This window comes from Kribbella sp. NPDC051936, from assembly GCF_040680955.1.
Lineage (GTDB): Bacteria > Actinomycetota > Actinomycetes > Propionibacteriales > Kribbellaceae > Kribbella.
On record NZ_JBFAXS010000004.1, the window covers coordinates 221,906 to 240,062 of the forward strand.

General features: G+C 70.3%; 15 protein-coding genes and 1 riboswitch. Of the genes, 9 read left to right on the forward strand and 6 right to left on the reverse strand.

What is annotated here, in order from left to right; all coding sequences use genetic code 11:
* Position 1: 1 nt before the first annotated feature.
* On the reverse strand, positions 2-520 hold the full coding sequence (locus tag AB0L64_RS15035) for a hypothetical protein (RefSeq protein WP_363710700.1): 519 nt from the start codon (positions 518-520) through the stop codon (positions 2-4).
* 218 nt (positions 521-738) lie between these two features.
* On the opposite strand from AB0L64_RS15035, the gene dapA reads away from it, so the two are divergent.
* From dapA to AB0L64_RS15050, 3 genes are read left to right on the forward strand one after another with little or no spacing between them, the layout of a single operon-like run.
* Positions 739-1,653 (forward strand): 4-hydroxy-tetrahydrodipicolinate synthase, encoded by a 915-nt coding sequence (dapA, locus tag AB0L64_RS15040; protein WP_363710701.1) that lies wholly within the window; start codon positions 739-741, stop codon positions 1,651-1,653.
* Complete coding sequence (locus AB0L64_RS15045) at positions 1,650-3,344, forward strand: ribonuclease J (protein WP_363710702.1); 1,695 nt, start codon at positions 1,650-1,652, stop codon at positions 3,342-3,344. The genes dapA and AB0L64_RS15045 overlap by 4 nt, the downstream gene beginning before the upstream one ends.
* A 46-nt stretch (positions 3,345-3,390) precedes the next feature.
* Positions 3,391-4,422 carry a LacI family DNA-binding transcriptional regulator gene (locus AB0L64_RS15050; RefSeq protein WP_363710703.1) on the forward strand — a complete coding sequence of 344 codons (1,032 nt, stop codon included), beginning with the start codon at positions 3,391-3,393 and terminating at the stop codon, positions 4,420-4,422.
* Here AB0L64_RS15050 and AB0L64_RS15055 read toward each other — a convergent pair.
* Complete coding sequence (locus AB0L64_RS15055; RefSeq protein WP_363710704.1) at positions 4,382-5,227, reverse strand: hypothetical protein; 846 nt, start codon at positions 5,225-5,227, stop codon at positions 4,382-4,384. The two genes, AB0L64_RS15050 and AB0L64_RS15055, sit on opposite strands and share 41 nt — an antisense overlap.
* A 127-nt stretch (positions 5,228-5,354) precedes the next feature.
* On the opposite strand from AB0L64_RS15055, the gene AB0L64_RS15060 reads away from it, so the two are divergent.
* On the forward strand, positions 5,355-6,875 hold the full coding sequence (locus tag AB0L64_RS15060; protein ID WP_363710705.1) for an alkaline phosphatase D family protein: 1,521 nt from the start codon (positions 5,355-5,357) through the stop codon (positions 6,873-6,875).
* A 71-nt stretch (positions 6,876-6,946) separates the two neighbouring features.
* On the opposite strand, the gene AB0L64_RS15065 is transcribed toward AB0L64_RS15060, so the two are convergent.
* From AB0L64_RS15065 to AB0L64_RS15075, 3 genes are read right to left on the reverse strand one after another with little or no spacing between them, the layout of a single operon-like run.
* Positions 6,947-7,588 carry a maleylpyruvate isomerase family mycothiol-dependent enzyme gene (locus tag AB0L64_RS15065; RefSeq protein WP_363710706.1) on the reverse strand — a complete coding sequence of 214 codons (642 nt, stop codon included), beginning with the start codon at positions 7,586-7,588 and terminating at the stop codon, positions 6,947-6,949.
* Positions 7,585-8,397 (reverse strand): disulfide bond formation protein DsbA, encoded by an 813-nt coding sequence (locus AB0L64_RS15070; protein ID WP_363710707.1) that lies wholly within the window; start codon positions 8,395-8,397, stop codon positions 7,585-7,587. Before AB0L64_RS15070 ends, AB0L64_RS15065 begins: the two co-directional genes overlap by 4 nt.
* Before the next feature lie 20 nt (positions 8,398-8,417).
* On the reverse strand, positions 8,418-10,319 hold the full coding sequence (locus AB0L64_RS15075) for a helix-turn-helix transcriptional regulator (protein ID WP_363710708.1): 1,902 nt from the start codon (positions 10,317-10,319) through the stop codon (positions 8,418-8,420).
* 48 nt (positions 10,320-10,367) lie between these two features.
* On the opposite strand from AB0L64_RS15075, the gene AB0L64_RS15080 reads away from it, so the two are divergent.
* Positions 10,368-12,419 (forward strand): prolyl oligopeptidase family serine peptidase, encoded by a 2,052-nt coding sequence (locus AB0L64_RS15080; RefSeq protein ID WP_363710709.1) that lies wholly within the window; start codon positions 10,368-10,370, stop codon positions 12,417-12,419.
* 15 nt (positions 12,420-12,434) lie between these two features.
* On the opposite strand, the gene AB0L64_RS15085 is transcribed toward AB0L64_RS15080, so the two are convergent.
* On the reverse strand, positions 12,435-13,799 hold the full coding sequence (locus tag AB0L64_RS15085) for an aminotransferase class V-fold PLP-dependent enzyme (RefSeq protein WP_363710710.1): 1,365 nt from the start codon (positions 13,797-13,799) through the stop codon (positions 12,435-12,437).
* A 17-nt stretch (positions 13,800-13,816) separates the two neighbouring features.
* Positions 13,817-13,930, reverse strand: a riboswitch (SAM riboswitch).
* 96 nt (positions 13,931-14,026) lie between these two features.
* On the opposite strand from AB0L64_RS15085, the gene AB0L64_RS15090 reads away from it, so the two are divergent.
* The 4 genes from AB0L64_RS15090 to AB0L64_RS15105 all read left to right on the forward strand — a co-directional run bounded on the left by AB0L64_RS15090 (position 14,027) and on the right by AB0L64_RS15105 (position 18,153).
* Positions 14,027-14,542, forward strand: coding sequence for a DinB family protein (locus AB0L64_RS15090; protein ID WP_363710711.1), 516 nt, complete (start codon positions 14,027-14,029; stop codon positions 14,540-14,542).
* Positions 14,543-14,572: 30 nt separating this feature from the next.
* The gene (locus AB0L64_RS15095) at positions 14,573-14,890 is read left to right on the forward strand and encodes a DUF4184 family protein (protein WP_363711136.1); all 318 of its coding nucleotides are present in this window, start codon (positions 14,573-14,575) and stop codon (positions 14,888-14,890) included.
* A gap of 73 nt (positions 14,891-14,963) precedes the next feature.
* Positions 14,964-17,582 (forward strand): DNA translocase FtsK 4TM domain-containing protein, encoded by a 2,619-nt coding sequence (locus tag AB0L64_RS15100; protein WP_363710712.1) that lies wholly within the window; start codon positions 14,964-14,966, stop codon positions 17,580-17,582.
* A gap of 4 nt (positions 17,583-17,586) precedes the next feature.
* The gene (locus AB0L64_RS15105; protein ID WP_363710713.1) at positions 17,587-18,153 is read left to right on the forward strand and encodes a hypothetical protein; all 567 of its coding nucleotides are present in this window, start codon (positions 17,587-17,589) and stop codon (positions 18,151-18,153) included.
* The last annotated feature ends 4 nt before the right edge of the window (positions 18,154-18,157 follow it).

Sequence of the window (18,157 nt, forward strand, 5' to 3'; positions counted from 1 at the left end):
CTCAGTCCTGAGCTCGATCCTGGAGCCGGCCGGTCAGGTACGACGGGACGCCGCCGGACTCGAGCGCCGCGGCGAACCGGCGCTGGTTGCGCTCGCCCGGCCACGCCTCCCAGAAGAACAGCGGCAGCGCCAGGGCGGCGCCGATCAGGACGACCCAGAAGCTCTCGGCGACGAACGACAGCGCGACGGAGATCAGGAACACGGCCTCACAGACCGCGAACCGGGTGAACGTCGACGCGGTGAACCGGCGCCACGAGTCCGCCTCGATCTCGGCCGCCGACCGGGCCGAGTGCGCGAGCGGGGGAGTACGGAAGCCGGCCAGTTCGCAGATCGAGTACGCGCCGACGGCGGCGGCCGGCACCACGAGCACCGGCCAGCCGGTCGGGAACTCGCCGATCCCGTCGGTCGCGAGCACGAACCACAGCACGACCGTCATCAGCGGGATCGCCCCGGCCATCGTCGCGCAGACCATCGTCAGGCTCTGGCGGGCGGCGGGCGTGGCAGCAGAAGGTGTCGACACGCGGACGAGACTAAGGCATCGAAATCTCTACGCGATGCACTCATTTCATCACGGAAAGTATTTGCAGAAGTTTTTCCGCACTTTTTTGCCAGAAGCTGTAACGCCTACCGGGCGGCGCCCGATAGGACGAGTGAGCCTGGTGGCTGCCCGGACCCCCGAGCGGACAGCCACCAGGCCTACCCATTTCTTCAGGGGTCGGGAGCGGTAATCTGAGGCCCATGTCCTCGCCAGAATCCACGCCCTCGTCGGCGCCGCCGTTCGGCCGGCTGACGACCGCGATGATCACGCCGTTCCGCCCCGACGGGTCACTCGATCTCGACGCCGCCCAGAAGGTCGCCAGGCACCTCGTGGACGGCGGCAACGACGCCCTGGTGCTGAACGGCACCACCGGCGAGGCGCCGACCACCTCCGACGAGGAGAAGGTCCGGATCATCCAGGCGGTCCGCGAGGCTGTCGGTGACGGCATCAAGCTCGTGGCCGGCGTCGGGACCAACGACACCGCGCACACGATCGCCTGTGCGCGGCAGGCCGAGGCCGCCGGCGCGGACGGCCTGCTCGTCGTCACGCCGTACTACAACAAGCCTCCGCAGGACGGGCTGCGCGCGCACTTCACCGCGGTCGCCGACGCCACCGGCCTGCCGAACATGCTGTACGACATCCCCGGCCGGGCCGGGGTCGAGATCAAGACCGAGACCCTGATCGCGCTCGCCGAGCACCCGCGGATCGTCGCGGTGAAGGACGCCAAGGGCGACCTCGCGGGGACCACCAAGGTGCTGGCGAACACCGATCTGTTCTACTACTGCGGTGCCGACGAGCTGAATCTCGCCACGATGGCGGTCGGCGCGGTCGGTATCGCGAGTGTCGTGGCGCACGTGGCAAGCCGGGAGTACCGGCAGCTGATCGACGCCGTGGTCGCCGGCGATCTCGGAACAGCACAACAGATCGAGCGACGGCTGGTGCCCGCCGTCGAGGCGATCATGACCAGGACCCAGGGCGCCATCATGGTGAAGGCCGCGCTCAAGCTGGCGGGCGTCATCGAGCACGCGACCCTCCGGTTGCCGTTGGTTGAGGCGACCGCCGAGCAAGTGGACTGGCTCACCACCGACCTCAAGACGGCAGGACTGATTGCATGAGCCATCCCCATCCAGATCTCGCCGCGCCCGGACCTCTCGCTCCGGGCGCTTTGCGGGTCATCCCGCTCGGCGGCCTCGGCGAGGTCGGCCGGAACATGACGGTGTTCGAGTACGACGGCAAGCTGCTGATCGTGGACTGCGGCGTACTCTTCCCGGACGAGAACCAGCCCGGCGTGGACCTGATCCTGCCGGACTTCGAGCCGATCCGGGACCGCCTCGACGACGTCGTCGCGGTGGTCCTGACGCACGGCCACGAGGACCACATCGGCGGGTTGCCCTACCTGCTGCGTGAGCGGGGCGACATCCCGGTGGTGGGGTCGCAGCTCACGCTCGCGCTGCTCGAGGGCAAGCTGAAGGAGCACCGGCACCGCAACGTGCCGCAGCAGACCGTGGTCGAGGGCGAGAAGCTGCAGATCGGGCCGTTCGTCTGCGAGTTCGTCGCGGTCAACCACTCGATCCCGGACGCGCTCGCGGTCGCGATCAAGACGCCGGCCGGCACCGTGCTGCACACCGGCGACTTCAAGATGGACCAGCTGCCGCTCGACAACCGGATCACCGACCTGCGGGCGTTCGCCCGGCTCGGCGAGGAGGGCGTCGACCTGTTCATGGTCGACTCCACGAACTCCGAGGTGCCCGGCTTCACCACCCACGAGCGCGACATCGCGCCGGTGCTGGACCGGGTCTTCACCAAGGCGAAGAACCAGCGCATCATCGTGGCCTGTTTCGCCTCCCACGTGCACCGCGTCCAGCAGGTCATGGACGCCGCCGTGAAGCACCGCCGCAAGGTCGCGTACGTCGGCCGCTCGATGGTCCGCAACATGGGCGTGGCCCGCGACCTCGGGTTCCTGACCGTGCCCGGCGACACGCTGATCGACATGCGCGACCTGGACAACTACCCGCCGGAGCAGGTGGTGCTGGTGTCGACCGGTTCGCAGGGCGAGCCGATGTCGGCGCTGTCGCGGATCGCCGCCAACGACCACAACGTCGTCCACCTGCAGCCGGGCGACACCGTCGTCCTCGCGTCGTCGCTGATCCCGGGCAACGAGAACTCGGTGTACCGGGTGATCAACGGCCTGATCCGGCACGGTGCGAACGTGATCCACAAGGGCAACGCGCTGGTGCACGTGTCCGGGCACGCGAGCGCGGGCGAGCTGCTGTACTGCTACAACATCGTGAAGCCGCGCAACGTGATGCCGGTGCACGGCGAGGTCCGGCACCTGCACGCGAACGCGGATCTCGCGGTGCAGACCGGCGTACCGCGGGAGAACGTGGTCGTCGTCGAGGACGGCGTGGTGGTCGACCTGATCGACCGCAGGGCCGTGGTGGCCGGCAAGGTCGACTGCGGGTATGTGTTCGTGGACGGCTCGACCGTCGGCGACATCACCGAGACCTCGCTCAAGGACCGCCGGATCCTCGGCGACGAGGGCTTCATCTCGGTGATCGCGGTGATGGACTCGGTGACCGGCAAGCTGACCGCCGGGCCGGAGATCCAGGCCCGCGGGTTCGCCGAGGACGACACCGTGTTCGACGATCTGAAGCCGAAGATCGAGGCCGAGATCGAGAAGGCGATCGGCAGCGGCGTCGACGACATGTACCAGCTGCAGCAGGTGATCCGCCGGGTGGTCGGCAAATGGGTCAGCGACACCCATCGCCGGCGCCCGATGATCATTCCGGTCGTGGTCGAAAGCTGATCACCCGGTGTAACCTGCTCCGCGAGCAGAGGAAGGTGGGCCGGCGATGAGTGTCAGCGGGGTGAACGGGACGGGCCAGCGCCGGCCCACGATGAAGGAGGTCGCCGCCCGGGCCGGGGTCGCACTGAAGACCGTGTCCCGGGTGGTGAACGAGGAGCCGAACGTCAGCCCGGAGCTGACCGCCAAGGTCCAGGCGGCGATCAAGGAGCTGAACTACACGCCGAACGAGTCGGCCCGGATGCTGCGCCGCGGCAAGACCGGCACGATCGCGGTGGTGATCCGCGACATCGGCGACCCGTTCTTCGCCTCGCTCGGCCGCGCGGTCGAGCTGTGGGCGCGCTCGTCCGGCTCGGTCGTCATGATCGGCCTGACCGACGAGGACCCGGAGCGGGAGCGCGACGTCTGCCTGGAGTTCGTCGCCCGGCGCCCGGACGCGCTGATCATGGCGCCGATCGGGGAGACCCAGGAGTACCTCGCTCCGCACGTCGACGCCGGGATGGCGGTCGTCACGATCGACCGGCCCGCGCACGGCATCGAGGCGGACGCCGTGCTCGCCGACAACGCGGGCGGGATCGACCAGGCGATCGACCACCTGGTCCGGCAGGGCCATCGGCGGATCGCGTACCTGGGCGACGACGAGCGGATCTTCACCGCCCGGGAGCGGGTGGTGGCCTACCGGGCGGCGATGGCCCGGCACGGGATCGGTGTCGACGAGGACCTCGTCCACCTGTCCGAGCCGACCACCGAGGGCATCGGCATCACGCTGTCGGCCGTCCTCGACCGCCCCGACCCGGCCACCGCTCTGCTGTCCGCCAACAACATGACGACCGCGGAGGTACTGCGGGGCCTGGCCGGTCGCCGCGACAAGGTGGCGCTGGTGTCGTTCGACGACCTGCAGCTCGGCGACCTGCTCAGCCCCGGCCTGACGGCGGTCGCGCAGTCGGCCGACGTGATGGCCCGGACGGCGATCCAGCTGATGACCGAACGCCTCCCGGAACCGCACCGCCCCGGGCGGACGGTCCGCGTCCCGGTCAAGCTCACGATCCGTGGCTCGGGGGAGATCCCGCCTCCGCGCTGACCACCTGCCCGGGTTCGCCGAACCGGGCCAGGACCAGCGCGGCCGTGACGGCGAGAACGAATCCGCCGGCGGCGACGGCGGCGTAACCGGGCCGCGGACGATCGCCCAGCAGCAGGAGTCCGACGAGGGCGGGAAAGACGGTCTCCCCGACAACCAGCATGGCGGTGGCCGTCGTGACGCCGCCGCGCTGCAGAGCGGCCGCGTAGCAGAGCATCGCCAGTGCACCAGCTGCGACAGCGGTGTAGGCGGCAGGCTCGGTGACCAAGCTCGCCGGTCTCAGGCTCGGAATGATCCGTGCCGCGATGGCCACGATGCCGAAGCCGAGACCGGCGATCAGGCCGAGCAGCGCACCGTGAAGCCGGCGCGGGACCAGCGGGATCGACAGCCGTGCCAGGGCAAGCACTGCCACGGCGGCTCCGAGCGCCGGCCGGAAGCTCTGGCCGACGGCCGGATTGCCCTCGGTGCCGGCCGACAATCCCAGCAGGCCGAGTCCGACGCAGACGCCCCCGACCGCGAGCCACTCGCGCCGGCCGAGCCGGACGCCGAGCGTCCGTGCCGCGACGGCAGTGACGGCGAGGCTGGCAGCCAACGCCGACTGGACCACGAACAGCGGCAGCACCTGCAGCGCAGCGACCTGCAAGGCAAAGCCGACAGCATCAAGGCTCATGCCGAGAACGAAGCGCGGGTCGAGCATCACGTTGTGCGCACTGGTGTCACCTGAACGACCGGCGGCCGATGCCTGCAGGATCGACGCCAGGCCGTACGCGACGGCTGCGGCCGACGCGCTCGCCAGACCCCACCACATGACGGCCACCTTAGTTCAGGACCACCCCGTCGCTGGGGCGGCGTGACGTTGGTTCCCGGCGGGTTATTTGCCGTCGAGTTAGCCGGGCTGTCACCCGGCGGTCACTCGTGGAGCGCACCTTCGGGACATGAAACTGAGTCGCCGCCAGCTCTTGGCCGCATCTTCCGTCGCCGGTGCGTCGTTGGCCCTGCCGGGCGTCGCGTCCGCGGCACCGAATCTCGTCCGCCGTGACCGCGCCGCTCTGCCCTCGGGCGTCGCGAGCGCCGACGTGACACCGAACTCGGCCGTCGTGTGGTCGCGCGCCGACCGCCCGGGTCGGCTGGTCGTCCAGCTGACCAGCCACGGCCGTTTCGACCGGGCGGTCTGCCTGCGCGGCCCGAAGACGGACGCCGCTGACGACTTCACCGCGCGGCTGCCGTTGCGCGGCCTGCGCCCCGGTCAGCGCTACGACTACCGGATCGGCTTCGAGGACGAGAACGGCCGGATCGGGCAGACGCTCGACGGCTCGTTCGGTACGCCGGGCCGCAGCCGGCCGGTGTCGTTCGTGTTCACCGGCGACACCGCGGGGCAGGGGTACGGCATCAACCCGGACCTCGGCGGCATGATCGCGTACAAGGCGATGCACGACACCCGGCCGGACTTCTTCCTGCACTCCGGCGACAACATCTACGCCGACGGCCCGATCCAGGCCGAGCTGAAAGTTGCCGACGGCACCGTCTGGCGGAACGTGGTGACCGAGGAGGTCGCCAAGGTCGCCGAGACGCTCGCCGAGTACCGCGGCCGGTACAAGTACAACCTGCTCGACGGCAACGTGCGCTCGCTGTACGCCGACGTACCGCTGATCGCGCAGTGGGACGACCACGAGACGCTGAACAACTGGTATCCGGGGGAGATCCTCACCGATGACCGCTACACCGAGCGGCGCGTCGACGTGCTCGCCGCGCGGGCGAAGAAGGCGTTCCTCGAGTACCTGCCGATGGAGCACGCCGCGGGCCGGGACCGGATCTACCGCAAGGTGAGCTACGGTCCGCTGCTCGACGTGTTCTGCCTGGACATGCGCACGTACCGCGGCGCGAACCCGGTGCCGTCGAGCGCCGGGCCGGTGGCGATGCTCGGTGCCGAGCAGGCCGCCTGGCTGGTGCGTGAGGTGGCGGCGTCGCGGGCGACCTGGAAGGTGATCGCCAGCGACATGCCGCTCGGCCTGCTGGTGCCGGACGGCAACCTGATCGAGGCGGTCGCGAACGGCCTGCCCGGCGCGCCCGGCGGCCGCGAGCACGAGATCGCTTGGGTGCTGAGCCAGTTCAAGAAGCGCAAGGTCCGCAACGCGATCTGGCTGACGGCCGACGTGCACTACTGCGCGGCGCACCACTACGACCCGTCGCGGGCGGCGTTCACCGACTTCGACCCGTTCTGGGAGATCGTGGCCGGCGCGATCAACGCCGGCACGTTCGGTCCGAACGCCCTGGACAGCACCTTCGGGCCGGAGGTGGTGTTCTCGAAGGCGGCCGACTTCGCGAACCAGTCGCCGGCCGGCGGCAACCAGTTCTTCGGTCACACGTCGATCGACCCGCGGACCGGCGTGTTCACGGTCTCGCTGCGCAACCTGTTCGGCAAGGTTCTCTGGACCAAGGACATCACCCCGGCCTGAGAAGGCCAGTCGTACCCACCGGCTCCGGCGCTTGTGCGGGATGCCGCCCACCGGGGCCGGCGGGTACGACGTCACACGCCGTGCAGGACCTCCGCGCCCGGACCGTCGAGCTGCGGCAGGACGACGCGGCGCCCGGTGAGCAGCAGGAGCAACGACAGCATCGGGCCGCGCAGCTCCGGTCCGTCGCCGACGCTCCAGTCGATGTCGTCGGCAACCAGACGGAGCCCGTCGTACGGCAGCGGCTTGAAGACCCTCGACATCCGGCTGCCGCGGCATTCCCAGACGCGCGTGGCCGCCGTCGCAGCGACGTGCGGCGGGACCGTGAGCGACCGGCCGATCGGAATCGCGATGTCCTGCCCGTGAACGACGATGTCGATGAGCGTCTCCCGCGCAGTGACGCCGAAGTTGTGTCTGCGGGAGCCGATCATGCCGCGGATCTCGCCGATGATCCGCTCGGTCGGCAGCGCTGCCTGGTCGCGCCCGGAGGCCTGGATGATCCAGTTCATGCTGTGAATGCCTGGATGCTTGAGTGCGAGGCGGAGGGCGGCGCCGAGCGTCATCTGCTGCAGGGTCAAGTGGCCGGCGACGTCGCGCACGGTCCAGCCCTCACACAGCGAGCGGTGCGCCCAGTCGTCGGCGGTCAGTGTCGCGAGCAGGTCGGCCGTACGAGCTCTTTGCGTGTCGATCGCGGCCCAGAGTTCGTCGTCGTTCATGACCGCGCCTTTCCGTCGGTGGGCCGGTAGCGCACGTCCGGCGGGCTGGTGCGGGTGCGCTTGAGTTCGAAGAAGTCGCGGCAGCCGGTGAGCAGGCGAATGCCGTCGAACAGGCGTACGGCGTCGTCGCCGCGAGGGACCGCGTTGAGAACAGGCCCGAAGAACGCGGCCCCGTCGAGGTGCAGGACCGGTGTGCCGCCGTCGATGCCGACCGGCACGGTGCCTTCGTCGTGGCTGCGGCGCAGCGCTGCGTCGTACGTCGCGGAATCGGCCGCGTCGGCGAGCGTGACCGGCAGCCCGGCGGCGACGAGCGCCTCGGTCGAGGCAGCGCGGTACTCGGCGGTCGACGGATAACGCCAGTGGTCGAAGATCCGCTCGCCGAACGCGCTGTGCCAGGCCCGGAACGCTTCTGGTCCGTGGTGTGCGACCACCGCGGTCGCGACCCTCGACGGACCGGTCAGCTCGCCGAGTTTCGCGCGGTAGGTCTCGTCGACGGCGCGGTGCTCGTTGAGCATCAGCAGGCTCATCACGTGGTACCGGAGATCGAGGGTACGGCGCTGGGCGACTTCGCGGAGCCAGCACGCCACGACCCACGTGTACGGGCAGACAGGATCGACGTACAGGTCGACCCGCGGCGTGGTGCCGGCGATTTGGGCGGCACGAGCTGATTCGGTGCGCTCGAGGAACCCGGCGGCGGGTGGGCCGCCGGTGCGGTCGGCGTAGTAGCGGGTCGTGACCTGGTCCCACAGGTCGCGGTCGGCGCCGGTCTGATCGTTGTGCATGGTCCGAGCGTCCGCCACCTGGGTCATCGTCACATCGTCCGAATTGCTCAGTCGGTACTCAGACCGGTGCTCGCCCAGGCCGCGACCTGCGCGCGGTTCGCGAAGCCGAGCTTGTCGAGGATGTGCTGCACGTGGTTCTGCGCGGTGCGTTCGGAGATGACGAGCCTGGCGGCGATCTCGCGGTTGCTGAGGCCGTTCGCGACGAGCCGTGCCACCTCGCGCTCGCGGGGGCTCAACGGGTCCGGCGCGACCACCAGGCTCCGGAGGCGCTCCGTCCAGGGCGTCATGCCGAGCGCCTGCGCCAGATCGAGCGCGCCCCGGGCCACAGCCCGCGCCCGGGATTCGTCGCCGAACCGCTGATGGGTCTCGGCCAGCAGGCAGGCCGACTCGACCGCGAAGCCCGGCGCCCCGATGCTGCGGCAGCGCGCTTCGGCCGTTCGGAGGTCCGCGACCGCCGCGTCCGGTTCGTCGAGGGCTGCGGCGCAGACCCCGAGGACGAGCTCGACCGGTCCGAGGAAGTTGGTCGCGCCCGCGCCGCCCACGACGTACCAGCCGCGGCGGGCCTCCAGGCGGTCCCGGAAGCGTCGTACGTCGTCGGCCGCGCCGATCGCGGCCGCGACCCGCGCGCCGATGGTGTTCAGCAGCAGCTCGCCTGCGCGCCAGTCCGGCCACGACTCGGGCCGGCCACAGCGGTGGTACAGAGCCGCTGCCTCGTCCGTCCGGCCGGCGTCGACGAGCACGAACGCGCGGTTCAGCCGGGCGGCGAGATCCCAGCGGGCGTCGGTTCCGAACTGCCAGACGGCGCTGCCCAGCAGTTCGGGGGAGTGGCCGCGATGATGGCCGAGCACCAGCCGGAACGCGACCTCGGCACCGTGCGCCGCCGGATGACCGATGCCGCGGAAGACGGTGAGCGCTTCGTCGAGCAGCGTCTCGGCGTCGTCGAACTCGGCGCGGGCGGCGGCCAGTGCCGCCCGGGTGATCAGGACGTGCCATTGACCCTGCGGGCCGCCCGCACGCCCCGCACAGCTTGCGATCCGCCCGGTCTCGCCGCCGATCGCGGCCAGGTCCCCGGCGTACCAGAGCGTGTCGACGCGCCAGAGTCGCCCGCGCAGCTCCACTTCGGCGCGACCGGTCGACGTACCGAGCTCGACCATCCGGTCCGCGGCGGCGGCCAGTTCGGTCACGTCGTCAGGTCCGCTCGTCGCCAGTTGGCGCGCGGTCAGCGCTTCCACGAGAAGGGACGGATCTTGCAGCGCCTCGGCCTGGGCCAGCGCGTCACTGCTGGCTCGGAGCGCCTCACTCGAACGCGCGAGGTAGACAGCCACCTGCGTCTGCCGGGCCAGCAAACGGACTCTCGTGCTCGGCGAGCTGTGTGCTGCGGCGAGGGCCTCGGTGCACCACTGGTCGATGTCGCCGTCCCAGTCCGACTGGCCGATCGGCTCGAGCGTGACGGCTGCCTGGGCGAGCAGGTCGGCTGCTTTCGCGCTCCTCGCGACCGCGACGGCGCTGCGCGTGGCAGCGTGGGCCGTCGCCAGGTCACCGGCGCGGACGGATGCCGTCGCGAGGCGGAGCTGGAGCGCTGCCCGATCGAGCGGATCAGGCGTTGCCGCTACGGCCCCGGCCCAGTGTCGTACGATCTCGGCCGCGTCGGCGCCTGCGTCCGCTTCGAGCGCCTCGGCCGTACGGCGGTGCAGGTCGGCGCGCCGGCTCAGGACCAGCCGCGCTTCGGTGTCCCGGCGTACCGACTCGTCGGCGAACCACGACTCGCCCGTGTCCGGCGCCACGACGATCGCGCCGCCACGGATCAGTACGTCGACCGCGGCCGCGAACTCGTCGGCCGTGAGACCGGCGACCCGTTGCAGGACGTCCAGCCGGATCCGCGGGCCGGCCACGGCGGCGGCGACCCGCACCTGGTCCGCGTTGTCGTCGACCGGTCGCGTGGTGGTCACGCTCGCAGTGTGACGGCAGGCCGGTGAGTCCGCCAGTAGGTTGTGTCCATGACCGTCTATCCCGAGAGCCGCCGCGACGATGTGGTCGAGACGTTGCACGGGCACCAGATCGCCGACCCTTACCGCTGGCTGGAAGACCCTGACTCGAGCGATACCCAGGACTGGGTCGACCGGCAGAACGCATTCACCCAGGCCGAGCTGGCCGACTACCCCGAGCGTGGCTGGTTCCAGGCCACGATGGCTGCCATCCTTGCGCGGCCGCGGGCCGGTGTGCCCGTGAAGAAGTCGGGCTGGTACTTCGTCGGCCGCAACGACGGCACCCAGGCCCAGGACGTGATCTTCGTCGCCGACTCGCTCGACGAGCTGCTGTCCGCGGGCCGGGTGCTGATCGACCCGAACACGCTGTCCGAGGACGGCACGGACTCGCTGGGCTCGTTCACCGTGAGTCCCGACGGCAAGTACTTCGCGTACGGCGTTAACGAGAGCGGCAGCGACTGGACGACGTTCCGGCTGCTCGACATCGCCAGTGGTACGCCGGTCGACGACCAGGTGTCGGAGGCCAAGTTCTGCGAGGCGACGTGGCTTCCGGACAGCTCGGCGTACCTGTACCTGCACTACCCGGCGAGCGGGCGCAGCGAAGGCACGGAGACGACCTCGCTGTCCGGCGGACGGCTGATGCTGCACCAGGTCGGCACGCCGCAGTCCGAGGACGAGCTGGTGCTGAGCTTCCCGGCGAACGACCGGATCTTCATCAGCCCGGAGGTGTCCGACGACGACAGGTATCTCGTCGTCCACATCACCGAGGGGACCGATCCCGCGACCCGACTGTGGGTCTACCCGATCACCTCGGAGGGCCTGGGCGAGCCGGTGAAGGTGGTCGACGAGTTCGCGGACGAGATCGCCTTCGTGCGGATGTCCGGCGACCAGCTGGTCCTGCGCACCGACCGGGACGCGTCCCGCGGCCGGGTGGTGCTGTCGACGCTGGACGGTTCATTTACCGACCTGATCCCGGAGGCAGAGTCGACGCTGCAGGCAGTCCGCGGTACGGCGGGCGGCCTGGCCACGTTGACACTTGTCGACGCGCAGCCTGTGCTGACGCTCTACGCGCTGGACGGCTCCGGTGAGCGCGTCGTCGACGTGCCCGGTGGCGGTGTGGTCGGCCTCAACGCCGGACCGGAGTACGACGAGCTGTTCATCGGCCTGTCGACGACGACCGACCCCACGCTGTCGTACGTCGTCTCGACCGGGTCAGGCGACGTACGCGTGCTGCCGGAGCTGGTCCGTGGCTCCGGGGGCTTTACGCCGCCGCAGGTCACCGTGACCCGCCGGACCGGACCGGTGCCCTACTTCTTGATCACCAGGTCGGACCTGGACTTCTCCGAGCCGCGCCCGACGCTCATGTGGGGGTACGGCGGGTTCCGTATCCCGATCCAGGCCGACTACCGGCCCGGCTGGCCGGCATGGCTTGCTGCCGGTGGCGTGCTGGTCATCACCAACCTGCGTGGCGGCGGCGAGTACGGAACCGAGTGGCACGACGCAGGGCGGCTGAAGAACAAGCAGAACGTCTTCGACGACTTCATCGCGGTTGCCGAGGACCTGCGGGACACCGGCGTGACCACTCCGGCGCAGCTGGCCGTTCACGGTCGCAGCAACGGCGGACTGCTCGTCGGTGCCGTCATGACGCAGCGACCTGACCTGTTCGCGGTCGCACTGCCCGGTGTGGGTGTCCTGGACATGCTGCGCTTCCACAAGTTCACCGTTGGTGCGGCCTGGGCGTCCGACTACGGCTCGCCGGACGATCCGGAGCAGTTCGAGGACCTGCTGGCGTACTCGCCGCTGCATCGCGTCAGCGACGGGACGTCGTACCCGGCCACGCTGGTGGTCACGGGGGACCACGACGACAGGGTGGTTCCGTTGCACAGCCACAAGTTCATCGCGGCGCTGCAGCATGCCCAGTCCGGTCCGCGACCAGTCTTGACCCGGGTCGAGGTCAACACCGGCCATGGCTTCGGCAAGCCCGCCGCGATGGTCGCGGCGGAGTGGGCGGACCTACTGGCGTTCGCTGCTCACCATGTAGGTCTCGTACCTCCCGAGCAGTAGGAGGGCTGCTTGTCGCTACCAGATCCGCGGGGCCTGAAGGTCCCGCGGGTCGTCCGCCGGCTGACAGCCGTGGGCGCTCTCCGTGTACTCCGTGCGCGGACCGGTCGTGGCCAGCGTGCGGACGGCGTTGACGAGCCGGTCCACGTGCTCCCGGGTCGTCCCGAGGCCGAGGCTGGCGCGGACCGCCGTACCGTGTTCGGGGGAGTCGGCGAGCAGGTGGCCGACCAGCGGGTGGGCGCAGAACTTGCCGTCCCGGACGCCGATGCCGTACTCGGCGCTCAGCGCCGCGGACACCAGCGTCGAGGTCCGGCCGGCGAGCGTGAAACAGACCGTGCCGACGCGGTCGGCCTCCTCGCCGAAGATCGAGTACGTCGTGACGCCGTCGATCTGGGCGAGTCCGGTGCGCAGCCGGACCAGCAGGCTGCGCTCGTGCTGCTCGATGGCGTCGCGGTGCTTGCTGATCGCGGCGCACGCGCTGGCCAGGGCGATGGCGCCGATGACGTTGGGGGAGCCGCCCTCGTGGCGGGCCGGTCCGGTCGTCCACACCACGGTGTCGCCCGTGACGGCGTGGGTCGCGCCGCCGCCGTACAGGTACGGGTCGGCGGCGTCGAGCCAGTCGGAGCGGCCGACCAGCGCGCCGGCGCCGTACGGCGCGTAGAGCTTGTGACCGGACAGGGCGACCCAGTCGACGTCCAGAGCGGCGATGTCGACCGCGCGGTGCGGAGCGAGTTGTGCGGCGTCGAGGCAGACCCGCGCGCCGTGGGCCTTGGCCACCTTGGCGATGTCGGCGATCGGGAAGATCTCGCCGGTGACGTTGGACGCGCCGGTGATCACGACGAGGCGAGGACCTTCGGGCGCCTGACGGAGCGCGTCGGCGACCCGGGTCACGGCCTCGGTCTGGCTGGACGGAGCCCCGAGGCGGACGGTCCGCTCGCCCGGCCAGGGCAGCAGCGCGGCGTGGTGCTCGGATTCGAAGACGATGACGGTCGCGTCGGCCGGCACCGCGTGGGCGAGCAGGTTCAAGGCATCGGTCGTCTGCCGGGTGAAGATCACCTGGTCGTCCGCGCGGGCGCCGACGAAGCCGTGCACCTCGGCGCGGGCCCGCTCGTACCACTGGGTGGTGATCCGCGAGGCGTAGCCGTTGCCGCGGTGCACCGACGCGTACGACGGCAGGGCCGCCTCGACACTGGCCCGGACGGACTCCAGACACGGGGCGCTCGCGCCGTGGTCGAAGTTCGCGTAGTCGGTGACCCGGCCGTCGGCGAGCGGGACCAGCAGGTCCGATCCGACGGTGGCGGGGATGTTTCCGGTGACCTGACGCGTGACGGTCGGCCGCGAAGTCGTCGTACTGGCCGGCTCGAGGATGGACAGGATCGACATGACGCTGCTCCCAGGGAAGTCCGCACTTGCCGAACGGGGTATCCGCACGGCCTGGTCTTCACCCGGGGCACCCCACCGCGGAGGAGGGTTGCCGGCCAGCTAGCCGGGGCTTGTCGCTGGCACTCATGACCTGCCGAGAACGGTAACGAACGGGATACGGCTGCCGCCAGTGACTATCTCATGTGATGAGATGAGTGAACACATCGTGGGACGACGTAAGGAAGTCGATGACCTGGAGAGCGCCCGTGGTCGAGCGGCCGGACGGCTCGCTGACCGCACCGGAACGCGAACTGCTGCAAGGCTATCTGCAGTTCTACCGCAGCACGCTGCTGTTCAAGTGCGCGGGGCTGACCGCCGAGCAACTGGCCGAACGGCCGTCGCCGCCCTCCACCCTGTCGCTGCTCGGCCTGATCCGGCACCTCACCAAGGTCGAGCGGATCTGGTTCCGCATCCACTTCGCCGAGGTCCCCGCCGAGCCGGTGTTCCCGCTGGAGCTCGGCAAGGACGCCGACTTCGAGCGGATCGACGCGGCCGACGCGCAGGCGGCGTACGAAGGCCTGATCGCCGAATGGAAGCTCTCCGACGATGCGGCGGCCGGCCACTCGCTGGACGAGCGGTTCACGTTCAAGGGCATCGACTCGACGCTGCGGATGATCTACATCCACCTCATCGGCGAGTACAGCCGGCACTGCGGCCACGCAGACCTCTTGCGGGAGCAACTCGACGGGACCACGGGCGCGTAACACGACCTGCCACGTCCCCAGGCTAACCGCATCCTCCAGTACGTCAGCACCGTCGGTGGCTGTCTCGTCCTCGCCGTCTGGCTCTACCGCTGGTACCGCCGTACGTCACCGCCTGCTGTCGAGCCGGGGGCGCCTGATTGGGTGCGATACCTCGTGCTGGCCGCTTTGGTGGTCTTCGGCGTCACCGGCGCGATCGTCGAGCTCGGCCGGGTGGACGGCGAGTTCGCCGGGGAGACCGCCGTACGGCTGGTGCTGTCCGGGCTCGTGTCCGGCGGCCTGGCCGCGATCGCCTGGTACGTCGTGTTGTGGCACCTGGGGCAGCTGCGGCGGCGTACGCACGTGTCGTGACGCTACGGATGGGGCAGCGTGACCGGCGTGTGACACGTGGGACTCGAGGGGTGATCGGGGTAGCCTGAACGATATGGCGACCCGCACGTCTTCCCCGGCGCGGGCGCAGAAGTCGGCAGCCAAACGGCCGAGCACGGCCCGTTCGGCGGCCGGTGGACGCCCCCGTCCGTCAGGCGCCCAGAAGCGTGGGCAGAGCACGAAGCGCGGCGGTGGAACCACCGCCGCGCGGACCAGCACGCCCAAAAACAGCGGACCGGGCCCGTTCGCGGCCGCCATGCTCGCGCTCGGCCGCGGGGTGGTGAAGATCTGGATCGGCATCGCGCACCTGCTCGGCAGCATGGTGCGGGGGATCGGCCACAGCGCCCGCGACCTGGAGCCGGAGCATCGCCGGGACGGCGCCGGCCTGTTCCTGATCGGTCTGGCGGTCGTCGTGGCCGCCGCGATCTGGTGGGACCTCCCGGGCGCGGTCGGCAACGGCGTCCGGACCGTCGTCGGCGGCAGCATCGGCATGCTCGGCTGGGCGCTGCCGCTGATGCTGGTCGTCATCGCGATCCGCACCCTGCGTCACCCCGACCGCAACGGCCCCGCCGGACGACAGGTCATCGGGTGGACCGCGGTGTGCCTCGGCGTCCTCGGCCTGATCCACATCGCCAACGGCCTGCCGCGGCCGAGCAACCCGGCCGACGGCCCGCTGCGTGACGCCGGCGGCGCGATCGGGTACTTCATCTCGTCGTTCCTGTCGGACCTGCTGACGCAGTACGTCGCCGCGCCGCTGCTCGTGCTGCTGTCGATCTTCGGCGCGCTGGTAGTCACCGGCACGCCGGTGTATGCGATCCCGCTGCGGTTCCGTGCGGCGTTCGACGTACTGATGGGACGCACCGAGCTGCCCGAGGACGCGCCGTCCGTGGCCGCCGCGCCGACCGACGACACCGTCCGGCTGACCCGCAAGCAGCGGCGCGCGAAGGCCGAGCTCGACGAGGACGGCGAGCCGACGGTCAAGCCGTACGACTCTCCGGTGCTCGCGGAAGCCCCGAAGCGCGGCCGCAAGAAGGCGAAGCCGCCGGAGGACGACGCGTACGACGTCGACAGCGACGAGAGCGCTGCCGCCGCTGTCGAGCCCGCCTTCGAGGCGCCTGGCCCCGTGAGCAAGCCGCCCGTGCCGGCGCCGGAGCCGCCGCCGCACACGCCGCTGCCACAGCGGGTCGAGCAGCTCAGCCTCTCCGGCGACATCACCTACACGCTGCCGGACGGGCAGATACTCAAGCCCGGCTCGGTGCACAAGGCCCGCACCAAGGCCTCCGACCAGGTCGTCGACCGGCTGACCGAGGTGTTCGAGCAGTTCGGCATCGACGCACAGGTCACCGGCTACACCCGTGGCCCGACAGTCACCCGCTACGAGGTCGAGCTCGGCTCCGCGGTCAAGGTCGAGAAGGTCACCGCGCTGTCCAAGAACATCGCGTACGCCGTCGCGTCGGCCGATGTCCGGATCCTGTCGCCGATCCCGGGCAAGTCCGCGATCGGTATCGAGATCCCGAACACCGACAAGGAGACCGTCAGCCTCGGCGACGTGATCCGCTCGGCGACCGCTCGAAACGATCACCACCCGATGGTGGCCGGACTCGGCAAGGACGTCGAAGGCGGGTTCGTCGTCGCGAACATGGCGAAGATGCCGCACCTGCTGGTGGCCGGCGCCACCGGTTCGGGCAAGTCGTCGTTCGTCAACTCGCTGATCACGTCGATCCTGATGCGCGCCACCCCCGACGAGGTGCGGATGATCCTGGTCGACCCCAAGCGGGTCGAGCTGAACAACTACGAGGGCATCCCGCACCTGATCACGCCGATCATCACCAACGCCAAGAAGGCGGCGGAGGCGCTGCAGTGGGTCGTCCGCGAGATGGACATGCGCTACGACGACCTGGCGGCCTTCGGCTTCCGGCACGTCGACGACTTCAACAAGGCGGTCCGCGGCGGGAAGGTGAAGCCGCCGCCGGGCAGCGAGCGGGTGCTCACGCCGTACCCGTACCTGCTGGTGATCGTCGACGAGCTCGCCGACCTGATGATGGTCGCGCCGCGCGACGTCGAGGACTCGATCGTCCGCATCACCCAGCTGGCCCGCGCCGCCGGTATCCACCTGGTGCTCGCGACGCAGCGGCCGTCCGTCGACGTCGTCACCGGTCTGATCAAGGCCAACGTGCCGTCCCGGTTGGCGTTCGCGACGTCGTCTCTCGCCGACAGCCGCGTCATCCTCGACCAGCCGGGTGCGGAGAAGCTGGTCGGTCAGGGTGACGGCCTGTTCCTGCCGATGGGCGCGAGCAAGCCGATGCGTATCCAGGGGTCGTGGGTCGACGAGGCCGAGATCCGCTCCGTGGTCGAGCACTGCAAGGAGCAGTTGCAGCCGACCTACCGGGAGGACGTCACCGCGGCGCCCGGCCCGAGCAAGGACCTCGACGACGAGATCGGCGACGACCTCGACCTCGTGGTGCAGGCCGCCGAGCTGATTGTTTCCACCCAGTTCGGCTCGACGTCGATGCTGCAGCGTAAGCTCCGCGTCGGTTTTGCCAAGGCCGGCCGGCTGATGGACATCCTGGAGAGCCGCGGCGTCGTCGGTCCCAGTGAGGGTTCCAAGGCCAGGGACGTCCTGGTCAAGCCCGACGACCTAGAGGACTTCATCACCACCCTCCGAGGAGAGTGAAACCGTGACCGCCGCGAGCGCACTGCCCAGGCAGGAACGATTCGACGCCGATCCCGAGCCCACGCCGTTCACCGTCCGGGCCTCCCAGAAGGTGCACGGCGGACTCGCCGTCGGCGCGGCGCTGGTGGCGATCGGCTTCGCGGCGTCGGGATCCACCAGCCCGACCGGCGTCCTGCGCTGGCTCGCGGCCGCGGCGTTCGCGGTGCTGGCGCTGGTGTGCGCCCGCGCGCTGACGGTGGGGGAGATGCTGGTCGCCGACGACGTCGGCATCCGGCTGCGGATCGGCAGCGAGTGGGTGGGTACCCGCTGGGAGGACATCGAAGAGGTGACGGTGCTGCAGCGGCGGCATCCGCTCGACGACGGGCGGATCGCCGTACATCTGCAGGATCCCGGGCCGATCCTCGGTGCGATGCCGAGTTCGACCCGCAAGACGACTGATGCCAACCGGCGCCTGACAGGGTCCTCGCTCGCGATACCGTTCGGGTTGACGGCCCGGCCGTCCAACGGGGAAGTGGTGCAGGCGCTGCACATGCTGGCCGATGCGAGATGTCCGGTCAGGGAACAACTCTGACTCG